The 22,603-nt window shown below is 44.4% G+C and carries 19 protein-coding genes and 1 tRNA gene; 2 read left to right on the top strand and 18 right to left on the bottom strand.

The window, feature by feature from the left end:
- Positions 1-18: 18 nt before the first annotated feature.
- The 10 genes from G395_RS0120345 to smpB form a co-directional block, all read right to left on the bottom strand.
- Positions 19-1,371: a hypothetical protein gene (locus G395_RS0120345; RefSeq protein WP_026631758.1), complete on the bottom strand. Its 1,353-nt coding sequence runs from the start codon at positions 1,369-1,371 to the stop codon at positions 19-21.
- 33 nt (positions 1,372-1,404) lie between these two features.
- A complete protein-coding gene (locus tag G395_RS0120340; protein WP_026631757.1) occupies positions 1,405-2,028 on the bottom strand; it encodes a c-type cytochrome in 624 nt (207 codons plus the stop codon).
- Complete coding sequence (locus G395_RS0120335) at positions 2,028-2,558, bottom strand: DUF3341 domain-containing protein (protein WP_026631756.1); 531 nt, start codon at positions 2,556-2,558, stop codon at positions 2,028-2,030. The genes G395_RS0120340 and G395_RS0120335 overlap by 1 nt, the downstream gene beginning before the upstream one ends.
- A 34-nt stretch (positions 2,559-2,592) precedes the next feature.
- Positions 2,593-4,026, bottom strand: coding sequence for an NrfD/PsrC family molybdoenzyme membrane anchor subunit (gene nrfD, locus G395_RS0120330; protein ID WP_026631755.1), 1,434 nt, complete (start codon positions 4,024-4,026; stop codon positions 2,593-2,595).
- Positions 4,027-4,074: 48 nt separating this feature from the next.
- Positions 4,075-7,167: a TAT-variant-translocated molybdopterin oxidoreductase gene (locus G395_RS0120325; protein ID WP_026631754.1), complete on the bottom strand. Its 3,093-nt coding sequence runs from the start codon at positions 7,165-7,167 to the stop codon at positions 4,075-4,077.
- A gap of 46 nt (positions 7,168-7,213) precedes the next feature.
- A complete protein-coding gene (locus tag G395_RS0120320; protein ID WP_035361842.1) occupies positions 7,214-8,452 on the bottom strand; it encodes a c-type cytochrome in 1,239 nt (412 codons plus the stop codon).
- A 342-nt stretch (positions 8,453-8,794) separates the two neighbouring features.
- A tRNA-Cys gene (locus G395_RS0120315) sits at positions 8,795-8,865 on the bottom strand.
- Between the two features lie 81 nt (positions 8,866-8,946).
- Positions 8,947-10,773 (bottom strand): 30S ribosomal protein S1, encoded by a 1,827-nt coding sequence (rpsA, locus tag G395_RS0120310; RefSeq protein WP_026631752.1) that lies wholly within the window; start codon positions 10,771-10,773, stop codon positions 8,947-8,949.
- 199 nt (positions 10,774-10,972) lie between these two features.
- Positions 10,973-11,482 (bottom strand): HNH endonuclease, encoded by a 510-nt coding sequence (locus G395_RS0120305; RefSeq protein ID WP_026631751.1) that lies wholly within the window; start codon positions 11,480-11,482, stop codon positions 10,973-10,975.
- A 144-nt stretch (positions 11,483-11,626) separates the two neighbouring features.
- Positions 11,627-12,085 carry an SsrA-binding protein SmpB gene (gene smpB, locus G395_RS0120300; RefSeq protein WP_026631750.1) on the bottom strand — a complete coding sequence of 153 codons (459 nt, stop codon included), beginning with the start codon at positions 12,083-12,085 and terminating at the stop codon, positions 11,627-11,629.
- 60 nt (positions 12,086-12,145) lie between these two features.
- On the opposite strand from smpB, the gene G395_RS29870 reads away from it, so the two are divergent.
- A complete protein-coding gene (locus tag G395_RS29870) occupies positions 12,146-12,625 on the top strand; it encodes a nuclear transport factor 2 family protein (protein ID WP_035361825.1) in 480 nt (159 codons plus the stop codon).
- A 3-nt stretch (positions 12,626-12,628) separates the two neighbouring features.
- On the opposite strand, the gene G395_RS0120290 is transcribed toward G395_RS29870, so the two are convergent.
- Positions 12,629-13,606: a radical SAM protein gene (locus G395_RS0120290; RefSeq protein WP_026631749.1), complete on the bottom strand. Its 978-nt coding sequence runs from the start codon at positions 13,604-13,606 to the stop codon at positions 12,629-12,631.
- A 1-nt stretch (position 13,607) separates the two neighbouring features.
- Complete coding sequence (gene accD, locus G395_RS0120285) at positions 13,608-14,450, bottom strand: acetyl-CoA carboxylase, carboxyltransferase subunit beta (protein WP_026631748.1); 843 nt, start codon at positions 14,448-14,450, stop codon at positions 13,608-13,610.
- A gap of 238 nt (positions 14,451-14,688) precedes the next feature.
- On the opposite strand from accD, the gene G395_RS0120280 reads away from it, so the two are divergent.
- The gene (locus G395_RS0120280) at positions 14,689-15,231 is read left to right on the top strand and encodes an NADPH-dependent FMN reductase (protein ID WP_084439741.1); all 543 of its coding nucleotides are present in this window, start codon (positions 14,689-14,691) and stop codon (positions 15,229-15,231) included.
- A 38-nt stretch (positions 15,232-15,269) separates the two neighbouring features.
- Here the strand turns inward: G395_RS0120280 and ftsZ are convergent, their stop codons facing one another.
- The 6 genes from ftsZ to G395_RS0120250 all read right to left on the bottom strand — a co-directional run bounded on the left by ftsZ (position 15,270) and on the right by G395_RS0120250 (position 22,586).
- Positions 15,270-16,694: a cell division protein FtsZ gene (ftsZ, locus tag G395_RS0120275; protein WP_026631746.1), complete on the bottom strand. Its 1,425-nt coding sequence runs from the start codon at positions 16,692-16,694 to the stop codon at positions 15,270-15,272.
- 34 nt (positions 16,695-16,728) lie between these two features.
- Positions 16,729-18,090, bottom strand: coding sequence for a cell division protein FtsA (gene ftsA / locus G395_RS0120270; RefSeq protein WP_026631745.1), 1,362 nt, complete (start codon positions 18,088-18,090; stop codon positions 16,729-16,731).
- A 15-nt stretch (positions 18,091-18,105) separates the two neighbouring features.
- Positions 18,106-18,804 (bottom strand): cell division protein FtsQ/DivIB, encoded by a 699-nt coding sequence (locus G395_RS0120265; RefSeq protein ID WP_229204238.1) that lies wholly within the window; start codon positions 18,802-18,804, stop codon positions 18,106-18,108.
- Positions 18,805-18,907: 103 nt separating this feature from the next.
- Positions 18,908-20,299, bottom strand: a complete 1,392-nt coding sequence (murC, locus tag G395_RS0120260) for a UDP-N-acetylmuramate--L-alanine ligase (protein WP_026631743.1) — start codon at positions 20,297-20,299, stop codon at positions 18,908-18,910.
- A 33-nt stretch (positions 20,300-20,332) separates the two neighbouring features.
- Complete coding sequence (gene murG, locus G395_RS0120255; protein WP_026631742.1) at positions 20,333-21,430, bottom strand: undecaprenyldiphospho-muramoylpentapeptide beta-N-acetylglucosaminyltransferase; 1,098 nt, start codon at positions 21,428-21,430, stop codon at positions 20,333-20,335.
- Position 21,431: 1 nt separating this feature from the next.
- Positions 21,432-22,586 carry an FtsW/RodA/SpoVE family cell cycle protein gene (locus G395_RS0120250; RefSeq protein WP_026631741.1) on the bottom strand — a complete coding sequence of 385 codons (1,155 nt, stop codon included), beginning with the start codon at positions 22,584-22,586 and terminating at the stop codon, positions 21,432-21,434.
- Between the last annotated feature and the right edge of the window lie 17 nt (positions 22,587-22,603).

Below are 22,603 nucleotides of genomic sequence, written 5' to 3'. Positions count from 1 at the left end.
ATAAACTGGGTTTTGCAATTAGGCTATATCGTGATGCAATGATTCCTCCAACATAGGATGATTCCTTGGTATCAAGTTTGCCTTTTCTAACTGACTTGCAATTGAATAACCAAACGCACATATAAAGACAAGGAAGAATCCCCATTCCAACGGACCGAAACCTGCACTTGCCCCAAGCGTACCCGGCATTATGTTGGTATAAAAATCCATATAATGCCCAATGATCACACTCCAGCAAGCCACTTTAAGAATTGAATGTGTATACTTCGCATCACGCGTCATCAAGACAAGGAATGGGAAGAAGAAATTCAGGAACAACGTGATGAAGAATGGCGCCTTGAAAAACCCACCGTGACCTCTAAAACGCTCCAAAAAGTAAATCGTTTCTTCCGGTAAGTTTGCGTAGTAAATCAAAAGGAATTGCGCAAACCACACATAAGTCCAGAAGATACTGAATGCAAACACGAATTTCCCTAAGTCTCTAAGGTGACTTGAATTCACTGCTCGTAAATATCCACGTTCTCTTAGCATTACAATAACCAGAGTGATTACTGCAAGGCCAGCTACGTGCCAGCTAGCAAGCGTATACCATCCAAACATTGTGCTGAACCAGTGCGTGTCAATAGACATAACAAAGTCCCATGCGGAAGTCGAAGAAGTAACACCAAATACGACAAGGAACGCAGTCCCGAAACGAATCGATTTTTCGTAAAATTCAGTTCCGCCTATTTCATCTTCCTTCAAAGACAAATTACGGATCACACGCCACAACCAATACCATACAGCGAAATAAAATACAAGTCTGAAAACGAAAAACGGTGTATTCAGAAAGCCTCTTTTTCCAGCTATAATCGGATCATATTCAGGTCCGCCTACTTCGTAAAGTCCTTCATGAGTCCAGTGAAATAAATCGTGACCTCCAAAGAAAAATGTGATCAGCATCACAATCCCCGTAAACGGCAAAAATGCGGGTAATGCCTCAGGAACTCTTTTGAATACTGCAGACCATCCCGCTTGCGCCAGATAATTGTAAGAAATAAAGAACATTCCCACAACGGCCATACCAGTGAAATAAACACCATTTACCCAAAGGTTAGCCCAGATGCGAGTCATCAAGCCGGCCTCGTGATGTCCCGTTGCAGCAGCAGCTTCATGTCCCGCAGCACCATGTTCTGCTGCCTCATGTCCAACTGCGGCAGCCGCTTCTGCACCATGTGCTACGGCTTCGTGTCCGCCACCATTAGCTGCCAGGAAAGCACCTAATGCAACTAGCGCAATGCCGATGCCACCACCAATAATTAAATTTCTTTTAGCCCCCGATGTAAATTCAAACCGTTCTTCAATAGAAGGAATCGAATGTGCTGATGCCATTATATATTTTATTTCTCTGTTATCAAAAACTAATTAAGCTCCCTTCTGCAATTTTTGTACATAATGTACAATCTTCCAACGCTCCTCAGGATTGATCTGAGATCCATGTGGCCACATACGTGCTTTTCCATGTGTAATGACGTGGAAAATGTGACCCTCATTTAGATTTTTGTAGGCGTCGCTTGCATAGTTGGGAACCCCTTTATACATCGCTGCAACTTTTCCGTCTCCGGCTCCTGTTGCGCCATGGCAATGCTGGCAATATCTGTCATAAAGCACTTTCCCTTCTGCCAAAGTATTTTCGTTTAATGGAATAGGGTTTTTCAACACACGCTCCGAAATGGAAATGCTGTCAGCAGGAATGTTGTAAACCATCAGATCTGTACTTACAGAATCCGCTTCACCGAAGGAGGTCTGATAATTACGTCTTGCAACCGTTCCGGCCACAGGTAATCTCATCGTCAGACCCATTGGGTTAATAGGGTTCGCCTTTTCCTGTTTGTATGGTTCATAACCAACAGGTAAGTACATATTTGGTGCATACTCTTTACCAGGATCATTAGGATCCCTTGTGCAACCAGCCGCAGCAGTAAGGATTACAGCAGCAACTAACAGATATTTATATAAATTTTTAAATTTCATTTTCTCAAACTCCATTAAAATTGCTTAATGTTGACTTCTTCTGCTCCGCTGTCTTTCAATGCTCGTGAAATTTCATCTTCTGACATTGAATTTCTTCCCAGATCAATCGCCATTACAAACTTGTTATCTGTTGAGCGCAAATCAAATCTTGGATGGAAATGCGTACCGGGTCCCAGGCCATTTGAAATAAAGAATGTTGTAACCATTCCAAAAGCTGTGAATAGAACAGTAAGCTCAAATGTGATCGGAATGTAATTAGGAATTGAAATAGGATCCTTACCACCGACAATCATCGGCCAGTCAATTCCCATCGTCCAGATCATCAGCGTTAATGCAACGCAGCATCCTGTTACACCAAACATGAATGCGGCAATCCCGATTCTTGTTCTTGGGTGACCCAATGCTTCGTCCAATCCGTGAATCGGAAATGGAGAATACACTTCTTTTATTTTTACTCCTGCTTTTCTGAGCTTTGGCACTGCATGAAGAACAGTATCGTCATCGTCGTAAACTCCGACCAAATATTTACCAGATAATTCTGCCATATCAATACTTATATTAAAATACCTGTCAGTCTAATTATTCTTTGTCCTTATCAAAAGCCGGTTCAGCTGTACCACGCTGTCTCACCTTCGCCACACCAGCAATTTTGGTAGGCAGATTAGCAGATGTAGAACGAATCACTGCCTTAACTTCCGCCATATTGATCACCGGCAAATATTTGGAGAACAATAGGAATAGAGTAAAGAACAAACCGAATGAGAAGATGTAGTCACCGATATCATAGCGTGTAGGCGAGAACATTGCCCAGCTAGAAGGAATGTAGTCACGGTGCAGTGACGTAACAATGATTACAAAACGCTCGAACCACATACCAATGTTTACAACTACTGAAATGAAGAATGTAAAGGTGATGCTTCTACGTAGTTTTCTCGACCAGAAAAGTTGTGGAGAGATTACGTTACAGGTCATCATCGCCCAGTATGCCCACCAGTAAGGACCTGTCATACGGTTGAAGAATGCATAATATTCGTATTCAACACCTGAGTACCAAGCAATAAAGAACTCGGTAATGTATGCCACACCAACCACAGAACCGGTCAATGTGATAACCTTGTTCATTGTTTCAATGTGCTCAAGGGTAATGTAATCTTCAAGCTTGTAAACAACCCTTGTGATCAGCATCAGGTTTTGCACCATTGCAAACCCGGAGAAAATTGCACCCGCAACGAAGTATGGAGGAAAAATAGTTGTATGCCATCCTGGAATAACCGACGTTGCAAAGTCCATACTCACAATCGTGTGAACTGATAGTACAAGTGGTGTAGAAAGACCGGCAAGAATTAAGCTGATGTATTCATAACGGGCCCATGTTTTTGCTGATCCGTCCCATCCCATTGCGAATGTTCCGTACATTAAACGAGACACTTTACTTGTTGCACGGTCGCGGATTGTAGCTAGGTCAGGAATAAGACCAATATACCAGAACACCAATGAAACTGAGAAATATGTACTGATCGCAAACACGTCCCAAACCAGCGGCGAGTTGAAGTTAACCCAAAGAGATCCGAATGCGTTTGGAAGCGGAAGCGCCCAGTATGCCATCCAGGGACGGCCCATGTGCATCAGGATAAATGATGCTGCGCAGATAACCGCGAAAATTGTCATCGCTTCTGCTGCACGGTTGATAGATGTTCTCCATTTCTGACGGAACAAAAGCAAGATCGCAGAGATCAGCGTTCCGGCGTGACCGATACCAACCCACCAAACGAAGTTAGTGATATCCCATGCCCAGCCAACTGTCTTGTTAAGACCCCATACGCCAAGCCCTTCCCACCAAGTCCATGCAAGACAAACCGATCCATAAGCCAACACAATCAGAGAAAGCCCAAAAGCAATTTTCCATTCCTTGGTTGGGGCTCCTTCAACATGCCGACATATGTCTTCCGTTACGTCTGCGTACGTTTTCCCACCTTGAATCAGCGGTTCTCTTACAGGTGAAGTAACATGCATACTACTATAATTTATAATGATTTAATCTTCTAAAACTCTATTTTCAAATTAAGCGTGTTCCTTTTTTTCAGGAGCCTTCGCAGCAGCATCTTTGTTACGAACCTTGGTTAAATAAGAGATCTGAGGACGAACATTGATCTCTTCCAGCATGTGGAATGCGCGGCCTTCTTTCTCTACTTCAAGCAATTTCGAAATTCTGCTTTCCGGATCGTTCATATCTCCGAAAGTGATTGCATTGGTAGGACAAGACGAAGCACAAGCCACATTTACCTCTCCATCTACGATGCGTCTTCTCTCTTTCTTAGCAGTCAGCTTCGCTTCCTGGATTCTATGAACACACATTGAGCATTTCTCAATAACTCCCCTTGAACGTACAGTCACGTCAGGGTTGATCACCATTTTTCCAAGATCATTATTGAAGTGGTAATCAAAGTTTTCGTTATCAAAATATTTGAACCAGTTGAAACGACGTACTTTATATGGGCAGTTATTCGCACAATATCTCGTACCAACGCAACGGTTGTAAGTCATTTGGTTAAGCCCTTCTGAACTGTGCGTAGTGGCCAAAACAGGACAAACCGTTTCGCAAGGCGCATTGTTACAGTGCTGGCAAAGCATCGGCTGGAATGTAACTTCCGGATTTTCAGAAGCGATTTCCAATCCTCTCAAATCTTCAACGTCTGCGTCACTGCTGTAATAGCGGTCGATACGCAGCCAGTGCATTTCACGCGCATTGATTACTTCCTGACGTCCTACAACCGGAATGTTGTTTTCAGCCTGGCAGCTAACCACGCATGAGCCGCAGCCAAAGCATGTGTTCAGGTCAATGACCATTCCCCATGAATGGTTTTTGTATTTATGTCCATTCCAAAGAGACAGATCAGTCGCATCTACTACGCCGTCTGATGTCGGGATTTTCGGAACGAACCGGCCCGCCATTGGATCTTTCTGGAAATGAGCCAACACAGTCTCCTGCAAAACTGACTTACGGTTCATCACCGTATTATGCGTCTGAGTCTGTGCTATTTCTCTTGTATCACCTGTTTTAGAAACAGTTACTTCACCAGGAGCGAATGTCAGATAACCGTCAGCGAACGCTGCAAGCGGATAAACATTCTTTCCAACTCCATTTGCAGATTTCCCTGCTTTTTCGCGACCAAATCCAATTGCAATAGCAACTGTGCCATTGGCCAGACCTGGCTGAATGATAACCGGTACTTCAACCGCTTTACCTTTAATATCCACTTTTACCACATCTCCCTGTGCAAGGCTTAGATCTGCCGCTGTCTTCTGGGAAACACATGCGTGGTTATCCCAGCATGCTTTGGTAACCGGCTCAGGCAATTCCTGAAGCCATGGGTTATTTGCCGCAAATCCGTTACCAAGGCCGACATTTTCGAACAAGGCAAGTTCTATTCCGGAAGTAGAAGCTTTATATTTTTTTGCAATTCCTGCTGCTGCTGCACTTAAGTCACCTGAGAATGTTGCTCCCGATGCCATCAAAGTTGCAGGCACGTCATACACACCGTCATGAAGGGACTTAATCCAGAATTTCTCGAAATCTCCTGTTCCACCCTGAGTATAAACATTCTTTTTCCAATATGCCTTAACATATTCGTGATAGTCAGTAGGCAATCCAGCCCATTTCAACAAGCTAACTTGCGCCTGACGTGTGCTGAAAATCATGCTGATAGCAGGCTGTCCAAGGCTGTAAGATCCTGCAACCGGCTCTGCGTCATTCCAGGATTCCAGGTAATGTGGAGCTGGGCAAATGTATTTTAGCAATGAAGAGGTTTCATCCGCGCGGTCATTAAATGAAACGCTCAGTGAAACTTGTGGTAAAGCTGCTGCCAGTTCTGCACCGCGAGGGTGATCGTAAACCGGATTAGCACCGAATAAGATCAATGCCGCCACTTTTCCACTCTTCACTTCGTCAACCAAGCCATTCATTGCCACGTCATTACCCTGACGGTAATTAGCAGGCTTATCTAGGTTAATGGTCGTTCCGTAGCTTCCAAGCAAGCCGTTCAAAGCATTGATAACTACTTGAACAGATGCATCATTGATACCGCTTACAACCAACGCCTGTCCTTTTGCAGCTACCAAATCAGCTGCTGCTTTATCGAGATTAGGAACATTAATTGCAGCCGTTGAAATGGGCGATCCGCCTAATTTAGCGGCTACTTTATTGTAAAGAGCAGCTGCAACCAAACCCAGTTGTGATGGCTTAACTGCTGTACGATAATCTGAGTTTGAACCCGTTACAGAAAGAATCGCTTCAAACTGATAATGACGGGACATTTCTTTCTTGCCTTCTTTGTCGCTGCCTAGTCTACGTGTTTCAGCAAACTGGGCCGAGAATGTATCCGGTGAAACCCAGGTTCCAAGGAAATCAGCGTCAATGCCAACGATAACCTTTGCTTTGCTAAAATCGTAAGATGGGAAAACTGCTTTGCCAAATGAAAGCTCATTTCCTTTTAAAATCGCTGACGACGAGTTAGCGTCGTACATGACATGCGTAGTCGTAGGATATTTTGTGGTAAAATCGGCGATAACCGACTTTGTGGAAGGGCTCATGATCGTAGAAGAAAGAATTCTGATCGCTCCGCCCTGCGCTGAAATTTTGGTAAGTTGATCTAAGATCTCTTTGTCAACTGCGTCCCAGCTAATTTTTGTATCCGAACCCTTTTTAGGGCCTTTTAATTTCTCGTTATCATATAATCCCAAAAGCGAAGCGTGAGCGCGAGCGCTGACACCAAAAGATGTTTTGGAAAGTGAATTGCTTTCAATTTTAACAGGACGCCCTTCGCGTGTCTTAACGAGGATACTTGCGTAATCGCCACCTTCCGCATATGTCGATGCGTACCAGTTGGCTATGGTTGGGAATTCGCCCTCAGGCTTATTAACGTACGGTATTGCTTTCTTTACAGGTGCTTCGCAAGCTGCCAATGATACTGCAGCCATTCCAAAACCCAGCACTTTCAAAAAATCTCGGCGGTGGGTTCCGGCTCCATCTACCAAACTTTCGTATTGGTTTTCGGTCGGACCGTCGGAAAACTCAGAACGCGCTTCTTTTACAAATTTCTCGTCATTCCGCAGCTCTTCTAGTCCCCGCCAGTATCTTTTATTAGTATTTTCCATAAAACTATTCAATACAAATGAGTTGTATCAGGTAATATTGTTTTGATTAATAGTGGCATTTAGAACATTCCAACCCACCTATATCAGCAACTTTCAATGCTTCTTTGCTTTCGCCAGCGTGCAGTTGTACCAACTTATCGTAGTACTTGTTGTCTTTTGTATTAACCTCCGTTTTACGGTGACAGTCAATACACCATCCCATTGTCAAGGATGAGCGTTGCTGGATAACTTCCATTTTCTCAACCTCTCCGTGACAGTTCTGGCATTCAAGTCCACCCACATTAACGTGCTGAGCGTGATTGAAATATGCCAGATCAGGAAGGTTATGCACCCTTACCCATTCAATAGGCTGGTTGTTTTCAATAGAAGTATAAATTTTTTGAATTTCAGGTGATTCCTTTTTGATGACGCCGTGGCAGTTCATACAAATGTTAGCAGAAGGAATATGTGCTGATTTACCGCGGTTTACGCCAGTATGGCAATAGTTACAGTCAATTTTATATTCGCCTGCATGCAATTTGTGAGAGAATGAAATCGGTTGTTTTGGTGCGTAACCTTGTTGCACACCTACACTATACGCACCGTCCAATGTTGCTTTTAAAACAAGCAGAACAAAGATCCAGATAGTAGCAGAACGAATGGCAGGATCAGAAGCGATTCTTTTCAGCGAGTTGCCCAGGCGACTCATAAAATCCCCTTTTTCAACCGTTGTTCCCGGCTCACCGCTCACTGCTTTGGAAAGCAATGATACAATCACTAAAAGAACACCCAGCACCAAAAGCATGACCACTACAAGTGCCGCAAGCACAATCACAAACAAATCAGAAGGACCATCGCCTTGTGCAGAAGCACCACCGGCAGCAGCGCCACCAGCAGCAGGAGCTCCGGCAGCCGCAGGAGCAGCGGTTCCAGCTTGATCGATATAAGCGAAGATTCCTTTTATATCATCATCTGATAAATTAGGAAAGCTTGTCATTTGCGCTTTTGAATACTCATTGTAGATCTTAACGGCATAAGGATCGCCGGAAGCAATGACAGCCTGGGAGTTGCGAACCCACTTTGAAAGCCATGCAAAGTCATGACGTCCGCTCACCCCTTTAAGACCCGGACCAACCACACGTTCATCCGTAACAGCGTGGCATTGCGCGCAGTTATTTTTGAAAAGTGCCTCGCCTTTGGCAGCATCTCCACCGCCAGCTGGCGCACCAGCAGCCGGTGCAGCTCCCGCAGCAGCAGTGCTGTCCTGAGCATATATTAAGCTTGGTACACTTAATAATATAGCCACGGCGATGGCAGCTATAAATGTTTTTGAGTAACTAAAGAAGGAACAAAACTTAGCGCCCTTTCGGAATGGTATATTCATAATCAACTATTCATTATTCTTCAACAGACAAAACTAGTTCACGATTTTTTATCCACAAAAGTATTTAAGGGATATTTTGGGCACCTATCTTATTTATAATTTGTCTAATTTGTATACATATTTTAGATCAATGAATGATGGAATTTTTCGCTGATTTTCAGATACTTAGCAACAAAAAATGCCATTTGGAAACCAGCTTCTGGGTTTCAAACAAATGGCATTTTTCTACTATAAATTTGTGTGCCAATTTCATCGAGGCACGGGAGGTTCCGAGCGGATTCGAACCGCTGTACGAGGTTTTGCAGACCTCTGCCTAGCCACTCGGCCACGGAACCAATTTGGATTAGCTGCTGCTCTCGCTGGCAGCTAATCCGGGTGCAAAAGTATCAAAAAAATTCGCTACTCCGCACTATTTATTACTTTTTTCCTTTCTTTTCGCTTTCTTCCATCTGTTCCTTCAATGCTGAAAGAACGCTCAGATCTCCGAAAGTTGATTTCTCACCTTCTTTTGTTGAGTCCGAAGAAGGAGCGCTTTTCGCAGGAGCAGAAGATTGTGCCTTTGCAGGACGGTCTTCTTTTTTCTCCTCAGGAGCAGGCGCCGCTTTCGTTACTTTGGAATGCGTAAGAACGATTTTCTTTTCGTCTTTCAGGAATTCAAGAACAGTGAAGTCAAGGCTTTCACCTACTTCTGCCACTGTGCCGTCTTCTTTCGTCAGGTTTTTGATAGCCGAAACACCTTCGATTCCGTAAGGAAGTTCAAGAGTTGCGAATTTATCACCTTTTGCAACGATCGTAGATTTATGAACAGAACCCACTTCAAAGATGCTTTCGAAAGTATCCCATGGGTTTTCTTCAAGTTGTTTGTGGCCAAGAGCCAGACGACGGTTGTCCGCATCCAGTTCAAGAACAACAACTTCAAGCTCGTCATTTACTTTCACGAAGTCAGAAGGATGTTTGATTTTCTTAGTCCATGAAAGGTCGGAAACGTGAACAAGACCGTCGATACCTTCTTCAAGCTCGATGAACAAGCCAAAGTTAGTAAGGTTACGAACTACTCCTTTGTGACGTGTTCCGATTGCATACTTGTCTTTCAACGAAGCTTGTGTCCAGGGATCCTCAGTCAATTGCTTAATACCAAGAGACATTTTACGCTCGTTACGATCCAGTGTCAACACTACTGCACTGATTTCGTCATTAACATTCATGAACTCCTGAGGATTGCGCAGGTGCTGAGACCATGACATTTCAGAAACGTGGATCAAACCTTCAACACCCGGTTTGATTTCAAGGAATGCGCCGTAATCAGCAACATTAACAATACGTCCTGTAACTTTTGATCCAACCTGCATCTCTTCTGCAAGAGAATCCCATGGGTGAGACTGAAGTTGTTTCAAGCCAAGAGAAATACGTTTTTTCTCTTCGTCGAAATCCAACACAACCACATTCAATTTCTGATCCAGCGCAAGCAGGTCAGATGGGTGGTTGATACGGCCCCATGAAATATCTGTAATGTGAAGAAGACCATCTACACCACCAAGGTCAATGAACACACCGAAGTTTGTCATGTTCTTGATAACGCCTTCCAGAACCTGACCTTTTTCAAGGTTGTTCAGGATTTGCTGACGTTGTGCTTCAAGATCTTTTTCGATCAATATTTTGTGAGATACAACTACGTTATCATTTGCGTAGTTAATCTTAACAACTTTAACCTCCATACGCTTTCCAACAAAAATGTCGAAATCGCGGATAGGTTTAACATCGATTTGTGAACCTGGCAAGAAAGCCTCGATGCCGAATATATCAACAATAAGACCACCTTTGGTTCTTCTTTTCACGTTCGCATCAATAACCACATCCTCATCAAACGATTTCTGAATGTTATCCCATGCAGTAATAACTTTTGCTTTTTTGCGTGAAAGAACAAGCTGACCCTGTGCGTCTTCCTGGTTTTCTACGTAAACTTCCACTTCGTCGCCAATCTTCATTCCTGGCAAATCGCGGAATTCATTTGAAGATACGATACCATCAGATTTGAAACCGATGTTAAGGATCACTTCGCGGTCTGTAATACCTACTACAATACCTTTTACTACTTCTTTTTCCTGAACAGGAGAAATTGTAGTCTCATACATTTGTTCGAAACGATCACGGTCGGCGTTTGAATAGCCAGTACCGAAACCTTTGTCTGCTGCTTTATCCCAATCGAAATCAGGAAGAGGTTGATGTTGAATTTCCTTAGACATAAATAGGAATTACTGCTCTGTGTACATCAGCTTCCGAGCTAAATAGCTGAAAATTAGTTAAACAAGTATTTTTTGAAAAAATAGAGCGCAAAAGTACGCATTATTCAAAATAAAATCCCTAGTAAGAACGGATTTTTTTGAAATCAATAATAGACGGGAAGAAATGAAGCTCTCGGGAGGGAAAATTCAGGCTATAAATTTAATATGATCTTTCCTTAACACCCAGATACGGAAGCCATTCTGCATCAGCTAAACCGGAAAAATCCCGGATGAACATAAGGAAGGAAGGACGGAAAGGGCGCTGGCGAAGTGGCATGCCTACTTCTTCTGGTGTATGGTCTCCTTTTCTTGAATTGCAGCGCTTGCAGGCAGTGGCGAGGTTATCCCAGGTAGTTTTTCCGCCGCGCGATTTCGGGATAACGTGATCAAGTGTGAGATTATCGTGTGTTCCGCAATATTGGCACCGGTTACTGTCCCGCTTAAAAAGGTTCTGCCTTGTCATGACGACACCTCTGTAAGGAATATGAATGTAGCGGTTGAGGCGGATGACAACGGGCATGGGAAACTGATCGTTGACCGTTCGGAGATAATGTCTCGGCGATTCGGCCAGCATTTCGGCCTTGTTCATGTAGACTAATAAAAACGCCTTTGGAACGGTGCAAACACTTAACGCACTATAATCTTGATTAAGAACCAGTACTTTACCCATGAGCCCTAGAGGTATTTAATTCCGACAATATAGGAATTTTTACCTTACAAAACGCGCCCGCAAATTCAATTATTGTGAAAAAATAATTTGCAGAAGATGCCCTGTATCACCCGTTTAGCTGTTTTTAGAGTAAAGAATAATGACCTAGAGATTCATGCGATCCGTTTCGCGCTTCATGTCCTTTTCTTTGATGGAATCGCGCTTGTCATACAACTTTTTACCTTTGGCCAAGGCAATGTGCAACTTCGCTAACCCGCGCTCGCTGGTAAAAAGCCTCACCGGAATGATCGTTAAGCCCTGATCTTTCAGGTTCTCATTCAATTTCCGTCGTTCTCTCTTGGTAATTAGCAACTTACGGTCACGCATTGGGTCGTGATTGTAATGTGTTCCTTCGGTGTAGGGGGAAATGTGCAGGCTCCTTATATAAAGCTCCCCGTCCATAAACAGACAGTATGCATCCTGGAAATTCACTTTGCCTTGCCGGATCGACTTTATCTCAGTTCCCGTCAGCACCATTCCGGTCGTAAACTCTTCCAGGAAGAAATATTCGAAGGAGGCCTTGCGGTTTTTTATATCTACTTTTTTAACTATTTTTTCAGACATATTAATTCTCAAATTCAAAAGGGGCTCAAAATTAAGCTTTTGTTAAAACTATACCAATTAATGAAAAAGCACGCACGCATGAACCGTCTGAGATTAGTCCTGACGATGATATCAATGTTTTTCCTTGCAAACAGCGCGTTTAGCCAGCAATATGATCCCGGCATTATGGGCACTGTTAATGCATTGTTCGATGGAATGCGAGCCGGAGATTCAACAAAGGTGCGAAATGCTTTTGCGCTGGGTGCAACGATGATGTCGGTGCCGGAAAATCCACAAGATTCAATTGCTGTAAAGAAAAGTTCGATCGATGGCTTTGTGAAAGCAGTTGGAAAGCCACATTCTGAAAAGTGGGATGAGCAGATTTTCCAACCTAAGATTTCGGTCGACGGACCAATGGCTATCGTGTGGGCACCTTACAAGTTCTTTTTAGGAGATAAATTTTCGCACTGCGGGGTTAATGTCTTTACCTTGATTAAACTGAGCGGTGGGTGGAAAATTACTTCCGTTACGGATACCCGAAGAAAGGAATGCTCTTTTTGAAAACTAAAACCGCACCATTTGCTTCCAGGTGCCTTTAATGCGGTTGTACTTAATGGTGCTCGGGAGCGCTTTCCACCAGTATTTATTCATCTCAACTGCAAAGGAAGGCTGCATATAGCAGTTGATCGCGCAGCTTTCGCAAGCGGGAAGTTTCCCCTCGAGCGCTACGAGTTTCTGAACTTCGTCTGAATGATAGAGATCATAAAGATTTCCTTCAATCTCAAAATCTTTCAGGCCCAAATGATAGCAAGGCAAAACGAGCTTGTTTTCAGGAGAAATGACAATGGTTGTGCTGGCAGCTTTGCAGACGGGATCATCGACATGGTTTCCGCCATCCAACCTAAGTTGCACAAAAGCATCATTAAGGTAAATGTTCTTCTGTTTTCCCCACCACGTCAGCTCGTTCAATGTTTCTTTGGAAAGATTGGAACCGACCTTATTATATTCAAAAACCGGATTCAGGATTAGGATCAGATCATTGGGTAAACAAACTTCTTCCCAAAGCTGCCGGATTTTACCAACATTATCTTCACAAACCGTGAAAATGATGTCTGGACGCTCGCCTAGAGATTTAGCGATCGCTATCGATTCCATCACCTTATCAAAACACTTGACATTTCTCGATTTATCATGCTCATCGCGGTCCGGGGAATCTAGCGAGAAGTGGAGCATATCGATGAGGCCGCGAAGCTTTTCCGCTTGTTTTGGATAAAGCAGGCCGTTGCTGGTCACGGTGGTGATCATGCCGTGATTCTTGGCTTCTTTTAAGAGCGCATCCAGCTGCCGGTGAAGCAATGGTTCGCCGCCGGTAAAGTCGATGACCTTAACGCCAAGCTTTTTGAGATCCCTTAAATTTTCTCTTAAATTTTCAACCGTAATGTAGGGCGAAGGCTTTTCCCAAATGTCGCAGAAACTACATGATGCATTGCAGCGATAAGTCACATAGTAATTGCAAAGGACCGGATGAGAAATCAAACGCATATCAACGAAGCATGGTAAGCAGGCTGGTTAATTTATCTTTCAGGTCTTTGCGGTCCACAATGAAGTCGAGGAAGCCGTGTTCCAGCACAAATTCTGCGCTTTGAAATCCTTTTGGCAAATCTTTACCAATCGTTTCACGAATAACACGCGGTCCTGCAAAACCAATTAACGCTTCCGGCTCTGAAATGTTGAAGTCTCCCAACATTGCGTAGGATGCAGTAACACCACCCGTTGTAGGATCCGTCAGCAATGATATATAAGGTATTTTAGCATCTGATAGTTGGGCCAGGCGCGCAGAAGTCTTTGCCATTTGCATTAATGAAAATCCTGCCTCCATCATACGCGCTCCACCTGATTTTGAGATCATCAGGAACGGATGCTTGTGCTCCAATGCATAAGTGATCGCCCGGGCAATCTTCTCCCCTACAACCGAACCCATAGATCCGCCAATGAAATTGAAATCCATACAACCGATCACAATGTCCAGCTCATTCATCTTGCCGTGACCCGTCCTGACCGCATCTTTTAAACCCGTTTTCTGTATTGTTGACTTAATGCGGTCGGGGTAAGCTTTTGTATCAACAAAATGAAGCGGGTCGCCCGACATGAGATTTTCGTCGAGCTCTATAAATTCATTATCATCGAATAACAGGTTGAAATAAACATCAGAACCCACCTTTTCGTGATAATTGCAATGCGGACAAGTGAACGCATTCTGCTTATGCTCTCTGGTAGGCGTAATTTTTTTACAATTAGAACACTGGTACCATAAACCGTCAGGAGCTTCACGCTTCATTTCGGTGGGTGTATTAATACCTTTCTCTTTACGAATAAACCAGGACATACTATTACGTGAGTTAATTCTAAAAATCTGAATATCAGATTTTTAACTGCTTTTCATGATGAATGTTGGCCTCAAAGATAGCAATAAATGTCAAGCATAGTAAAATGAACTATGCAGCAGCATTACATTGATAAGCTGTTTACGGCACTATCTTGAACAATTTTGTCCTTAATTTGTTACTAAATCAGCCCATTAAGGGGCGACTTACGGGCGCTATCCGCCTATTTACCTTACTTTCATGACAACAACTTCTTCTCCTATCGTGATCATTGTGGGCACTAACAGGCCCAATTCCATGTCACGAAAAATAGCCGACTATTATCAGGAAATATTCAATAAGCTCAATGTTCCCAGTACAATCCTTGATCTGATAAACCTGCCGCATGATTTCACCGTGTCGGCGATGTACGAAAATTCAGGAAAAAACTCAGATTTTAATAATCTCAAATCCCTGCTGGAACAAACGGACAAATTTATCTTTATCGTTCCCGAGTACAATGGTTCCTATCCAGGCGTTCTCAAAGCATTTATTGACGGACTTCCCTATCCAAACAGCTTTACCAATAAGAAGGCCGCGCTGGTGGGCTTATCTTCTAATATGCAAGGGGCTGCATTAGCATTGAGCCATTTGAATGATGTATTTAGTTATCTCGGCATGAACACATTGGCATTACGGGTGAAGTTAGGGCAGATCCGCTCGCATTATCATGATAATGTAATATCTAATGCGTTGTACAAAGAACTACTAGAACTTCAAGCCGGACAAATGATCCATTTCTAAACAAAAAAGGGAGCGTTTGCTCCCTTTTTTGTATTCAATTATTTCAACCAGTGCTGCTCCATTTCAGTCGCTGGAACTGTCGGGCGTTTCCAGAGCTCCACGCGGCTCCGGCGGAATGCGGGGCCTTCTAGATCTCCGAATTTAACCAGCCCGTCTTTGAACGAAGCGATCATTACATCCAGTTTTCCAATTTCTTCATTGTCCCAGTCACTATTGCCTTCAACATCTGTGATCGGCAACTGAGCAAATCCGCTTGGTTCAATTTCCCGGTCAATGATCAGATCAATCGGGCCGGTTGGCGTGCTTTCTTCCAGTTCGCTGGTCACAACCAATTCTGTTTCGTATTCCGGCGCTTTAATTTCTTCTATAACAGGCTTAGCGTCCGGTGTTTTGGATTTAATGCCGTTTCTAAGCTCGATTCCCGGAATAGGTGACTCAATGCTATCAAATCCCGCTGCAACAATCGTTACGCGTAATTTATCGCCTAAAGAATCATCTGTAATAGTTCCCAGCTTAAACATCCGCGCTTCTCCGCCCACTTGTGAAAGCACATAACGCCAGATTTCGCGCTGCTCCTTCATGGTCGCTTCCTTTTTCTTGCTTGTAGCAAGCGTTACCAGGATGCGTTTTGCTCCGCGGATATCCCTGTCATTCAAAAGCGGCGAATCCAGCGCTTCCTTAATGGCCATTGAAGCACGATCAGCTCCGGTCGCCTCAGAAGTTCCCATTACCGACTGGCCTGCATTCTTAAGGACTTTCTCAACATCTTTAAAATCCGTGTTGATATTTCCGTTTGTCGTGATGATCTCAGAAATACTTTTTACAGCATTAAGAAGAATTCCGTCTGCCTCGGCGAATGCCTGCGTCAGGGTCATATCCTCATAAAGCTCTTCCAGCTTATCATTCAAAACCACCAGCACCGTGTCACTGAACTCCTTTAATTGCTCAATCCCTTCGAGTGCCTGTTCCTTTTTATCAAGTCCTTCCCAGGTGTAAGGCGCAGTTACTACCGCCACTGTAAGCTTGCCCATTTCCTTTGCAAGCTGTGCAATCACTGGCGCGGCGCCTGTTCCTGTTCCACCACCCATACCCGCCGTGATAAACACCATTTGGGTCGATCCGCCGAGCAGGCTTTTAATTTCTTCAATCGTTTCCAACGCAGCCTCCTTGCCTTTGGTAGCATCCGTTCCGGCTCCCAAGCCTTGCGTTAATGTTGCACCAAGCTGGATTTTTACAGGCACCGGGCTGTTCGCAAGCGCCTGGCGGTCGGTATTACACACTGCAAATTCTACATCCTTGATCTTTCTCTCAAACATGTAGTTGACCGCATTGCTTCCTCCACCTCCAACACCGATCACCTTGATAATGGCTGGCTCTACCTGGTGTTCGCCGGTGGGCTGGTCTTTAATTATTTCGTTCACAATGTAGTCCTGGTCTAAAGATTGCAACAAGCTTTTATTCATATTTTCGGAGATTGAATGCGTTTATGCTTTGTTTTCAATAGTCACTCAGACCATCATCTTTTTTGCGAATAATGCTGTTAAAGCTATCCCAAAAAGTCCCGACTTTCTTACCTGGCTCTTCCTTAGGGGGAATTTCCTTTACCTTTTCACGTTGCACAACAGCACCTGTGTTAAATGAAGTCGTAGGCTTGCAAACCGATTTTACCCGGGGATCTATATTACGAAGTCCGGCCCAGGCCAGACCGATCGCTGTGCTATATGAAGAATTGCTGACCGCATCTGCTTTGGCGGTTCTTTCCAGGTTTTCAGGATACCCAACCCGAACTGACATGTTGGTTACTTTCTCAAAGAGCTTTTCAATCTCATCAATATTCGCAGACCCGCCCGTAAGCACTATGCCGCCGATAAGCTTATCCAGATATCCTGATTTGATAATTTCTGCATAAACCATCGCTGCGATCTCTTTCAATCGCTCTTCAATGATCAATGCTACATTTTTCTTTAAAACCGCCTTAGGAGCACGCCCGGCCAGGAAGTTAACCAGGATTTCAATGTTTAGCGGAACGTCGGCAGCAATGGCCACGCCGTATTCGTGTTTCAACCGCTCTGCATTTTCCACCTGAATGCCACAACCTGTTGCGAGGTCATTCGTAATATGCCTGCCGCCAATCGGGAAAGTAGCAATGTGGCGTACAATGCTGTCATGATATATGACGAGGTCCGTCGTATGGTCCCCGATATCCACCAGCGCAATGCCGGCTTTTGTTTCATTGTCTGTTAAAACCGCAAGACTGGTCGCCAACGGCGCAAAAACCATCTTGTCGCATTTCAAATTGTGGTCTGCATCTGCCAGACTCTTTTTCGTACGCAGAACAGACTGACTGTTTGCCGAGATAATCAGGAAGTTACCGCCCAGTTTAATACCCGTCCTGCCCACAGGTTCCCGCACATTCATAGAATTGTCTACGACAAACTCCATGGGTAAAACATGCAGAACATCGTAATTAGGCTCAATTTTAGCCCTGTACATATCGTCAACAAGCTGGTCCACATCTCTTTGTGTAACCTCTTCGCCGGAAGACGCCGAAGGCCGGATCACGCCATCATTATGCTGACTTACCTTTACCTGTGTGCCGCCAAAACTAACATTCACAACGGCAATGTCCAGGTCCGAGCGGGAAGATGCTTCCGCGAGTGCTTCACGAACTGCGGTTCCAACTTGTTTTATATTTTCAACGGCTCCGTTTACAACTGCGCCTTTGGGAACAGGGACTTCGCTAAAACCTAAAATTTCAATATTGTTTTGACGAGAACCCGACGCGGCTCCCTGTGCAGCAACCACGGTAATTTTCGTGCTCCCAATATCTACGCCTACTACAATTTTTTCGTGTGCCATGCTGATGGTGAATTATTATTCACAAACTATTTGATTCTGAAACTTAATACTAATTTTTTTATACCGGCTCCAGTCCTGGCTCAATATCTTGTTATAGAACATTTTGAGCTTATCGAATTTGGATTCATAATTTTCTGCCGATCCAAACTCAATGCGCTGGTCCCCCAGGACCGTCATCATATGAATTTCACCATCTTTGTCAGCGTCCAGCTGTGCTACCTGTGCTTTCCAAAAGGGATCTGCATTTATAAAGCGCAAAAGCTCCATCAATGAAGCCCCTTTGGTTGTCTTTAATTTTTCAGGATCATTGAAAAATGAACCGGAAACCAGCAATGTCCTGGCCGAGTAACTATCCGATAACGGAAAAAAAACGCCCTCATCACTGATATAGTAACCAGATGAATTGCGCATTTCGCCATTTTCAGAAGTGTTGATCCATCTGGCCAGCGGCCGTTCCTGCTCCACTTCTACCACCACATTCCCTTTCAAGTCACGATAAACCTGACACTTCCTGATCAGTTTGTTCCTGCGCACCCGATGCTCTAAATCATTGAGTGCAACGTCACTTAACCTGCTGCCTAACAGCGGATCTGCTCCGTTTTCAGTTACCAGCATGCGTACATCCATCTGATTAAGGAACCTTGCTCCCGAATCTCCTTCAATGGATATCACAAGATTTGTACAACGCTGATTACCAAGCTTATTTTCTGCCATGCCTATCCCGGCTATTGGCAAAATGAGCCATAAACTACGTTTTAACAAAAGCCATGGATAGTCAAATTTACGTAACATCTTAGTAATATTAAAAATGCTTTGACTAATTATTCACAATTGAATTTTTCAGCAAGTTCCTGATCGGTTCTACCAATGTATCAATGTCTCCGGCCCCTATTGTCACCACAATATCCGTATTTAAATCAGCTAAAACGTTCAAAACTTTATCTTTTGTGATAAGTTGTTTCTCCTTTGCAGTAATCTTTGCCATCAGCATTCCCGAATTCACTCCTTCAATAGGCTGTTCCCTCGCCGGGTAAATTTCCAGCAGAAGAAGCCGATCAGCCAGTGAGAGGCTCTCGGCAAATCCGTCCGCAAAATCGCGTGTGCGGGTGAACAGGTGCGGTTGGAAAATCGCCGTTACATGTCTTCCCGGATACAGGCCCTTTACAGACGAGAGAAATGCTTCGATTTCCGTCGGATGATGGGCGTAATCGTCAATGTAAATGTGGCCGTCCTCTTCAAGCTGATATTCGAAGCGCCGTTTTACGCCGCCATAATTTTCGAGTGCTTCCTTGATTTTTTCCGGATCCACACCCAAATGCAAAGCCACCGCGCTAGCTGCGATGGAATTTTCAATGTTATGGTAACCTGGGATTTTCATCGCAATCCCTTCGATTCTACCGTCAGGATGAATGACGTCAAAAACAAAACGGGCGTTTTCAATGTGAATGTTTGCTGAATGATAATCTCCTGAATTGAGCGAATAGGTCAGCACTTTTGCTTTTGTTGATGAAGCCAGCTCCAATCCTTCCCGCATAAAAAGTACACCGTTGTCGTCAATCTGGCTTACATAATCCCGGAACGATTCGAGCACATTTTCATGCTTTCCATAAATGTCCAGATGATCCGCGTCGGTGGAAGTAACAATCGCGATCTCTGGAAACAAGGTTAAAAAGGATCTGTCAAACTCATCGGCCTCCACCACACAAAAAACCTCTTCCAGGTTGTCTGTTGGCTCATTAAGGAGGAGATTTGTTCCATAATTTTGCGTAATTCCTCCAAGAAAAGCAGTGCTGTTCACCTTCGCATGACGTAATATGTGTGCTACCAGCGAGGAAGTTGTTGTTTTTCCGTGCGTTCCGGCAACACCAATTGTTCTCAGATTTTTGGTTAACAATCCTAAAACCTGCGAACGCTTTAAAATCAGGAAGTTATTATCCCGGAAATAGATCATTTGCTTATGCTGAACAGGAACTGCCGGCGTGTAGATCACAAGCGTTTCATCAGGATTTGCCGCGAACTCGGCTGGAATAGTGCCAATTTCGTCTTCAAGCGTTACAGTAATGTCCTCATCTTGGAGCTTTTGGACTAATGTTGTCAATGTCTTGTCATAACCTGCTACATTGAAACCATTGGCCTTAAACCATCTCGCCAATGCACTCATGCCTATTCCGCCGATTCCAACAAAATATACGTATTTCCAATTTGTCATAGATGACGACATAAGATCAATTCCTGAGATTATTTACTTAATTAAATTAAAAACTTCCGCTGCAATGTCATCAGCAGCATTGGGCCGGGCCAGCTTCCTGATGTTTAGCCTCAACTCCTCCTGTTTTGCAATATCCTTTAACAATTGAAGCGCCTGAGGAACAAGATCTTGCATGGCTTTTGAATCTTTGATCATTAATGCTGCATCCTGCTCCACCAATGTCAATGCGTTTTTCGTCTGATGATCCTCAGCCGCGGCCGGAAATGGCACCAGGATCGATGGTTTTGCAGCCAGACATAGCTCCGAAACAGACAATGCGCCTGCTCTGGAAATCACGACATCGGCAACCGCATAAGCCAGGTCCATCGTATATATGAAGTCGAAAGCTTTTATTTTATCTGTTCCAAGGTCTGCAATGGTTTGCTTGGCCGTATCAATGTAACTTCTTCCCGTTTGCCACAAAACCTGATAACCCGCTTCGAGCAACCGGGGCAAGCCTGCATTAATGCCCTCATTAATTGATCTGGCTCCAAGGCTTCCACCCATGACAAACAAAGTCTTATGCGCACCATTGAGGCCAAATTCAACCAGCCCTTCCTTATTTCTGGCAGAAACATCCACAATGTCGCTCCTTACCGGATTGCCCAGAAGCACTATCTTCTCGGCAGGAAAAAATGCCTCCATTCCCGGATATGCCACGCAGATTTTATTTGCTTTTTTACCCAAAAACTTATTGGTAATGCCCGCATAAGAGTTCTGCTCCTGGATCAATGTCGGGATGCCCGCCAGTGACGCCATCATGAGCAAGGGACCACTCGCAAAACCGCCCACTCCTACCGCAACGTCGGGTTTAAAATCTGCTATGATCCGTTTTGCTTTGGATAGGCTGTTTAAAAGCTTAAACGGAACCAGGAGATTATCCAAAGACAAGGATCTTTTTAAACCCGCTATGGGCAAACCTACGATCTCGTAACCTGCGCGCGGCACTTTTTCCATTTCCATTTTTCCCAAAGCACCCACAAAAAGCACTTCGAGATCCGGATCCTTTTTTTGCAAAGCATTGGCTATTGCAATGGCCGGATAAATGTGTCCGCCCGTGCCGCCGCCGCTGATAATGACCTTTTTTGACATTTTAAATCTTTTTCTCTTCTACTGTTTCCCCGCGGCTTACGCTCAGGATCATGCCCATCGCGATCCCGGTGAAGAGCAAAGACGTTCCGCCCTGACTAAAAAATGGTAATGTTTGCCCCGTAACCGGCACCAGCCCTACCGTAACGGCCATAGCCGAGAATGCCTGGCTGACGACAATGAATGTGAGTCCGGCGGAAAGCAGCCCGCCAAACGGGCGTTTTGTTGCTTCAATGGCTTTTAAGCCCCTGTATAAAAGAATGAGATAGAGAATGATCAGAATGGTGCCACCTAATGTGCCGTATTCTTCCACGGCAACAGCGAAAATAAAGTCTTTTTGAGGCTCAGGCAGGAAGCGGCGCTGACGGCTTTTCGCGACGCCTTCTCCGTACAATCCGCCTCGGGCCATGGCCATGTAAGATTGCTGAGATTGATATACCACAACATCTTTATCAAAAAAAGCGGAAATCCGGTTTTGGGCCGTTCCCGATCGTTGTGTTGAATTAAGCAAAATGGCAATGGTCGCGAAGAAAACGAGCCCTAGTGCGGTGAAAAACAGATAGTGTAACGGCACTTTGCCTACAAACATTAAAAGAAAGCAAATGCCCGCCAGCATAACTGCCGTAGAAACATTACTTGTAAAAATCAGCCCGCAAACGATTCCTACCAATGCCAGCGGCTCTGTAAAAAGCTCCCGCGTGTTCCAGCCGCCTTTGATGTGCCTGGCCAGGATCAATGATAAATGCGCAATCAAAGCCACTTTCGCCCACTCGGAAGGCTGAAAGCGCTGGCCTATAACAGGAATTTCTATCCACCGGGCTGCATCATTCACCGACGTCCCGAAGAACATTGTAAAAATCAAGAGCAAAATTGAACTCCAGACGGCGAGCCGGGTCACATAAACAAATTTGATATAGGGAATGCGATGGACGAAATACATAACCATCAGCGACAGAAAGCACAACAGGACGTGCTTGTAAAGATAGTATTCGGTGTTCCCGTCCATCTGGCTGTACGCGTCCTTTACACTTGCGCTGTACACCACCACAATGCTCCACATCAGCATTACAATGCAGATCCCCCAGATCCAGGGATCGCCTTTCAGATTTTTGCTGAACCATGCCTGCGTGTCTTCTCTTGATTTGAGCAAGAAATCCATAATGGTAACCGGTAATG

The organism is Dyadobacter alkalitolerans DSM 23607 (assembly GCF_000428845.1).
GTDB lineage: Bacteria > Bacteroidota > Bacteroidia > Cytophagales > Spirosomataceae > Dyadobacter > Dyadobacter alkalitolerans.
Note: the sequence above shows the minus strand (reverse complement) of the source record. Positions and strands in the feature narration are given on the sequence as shown.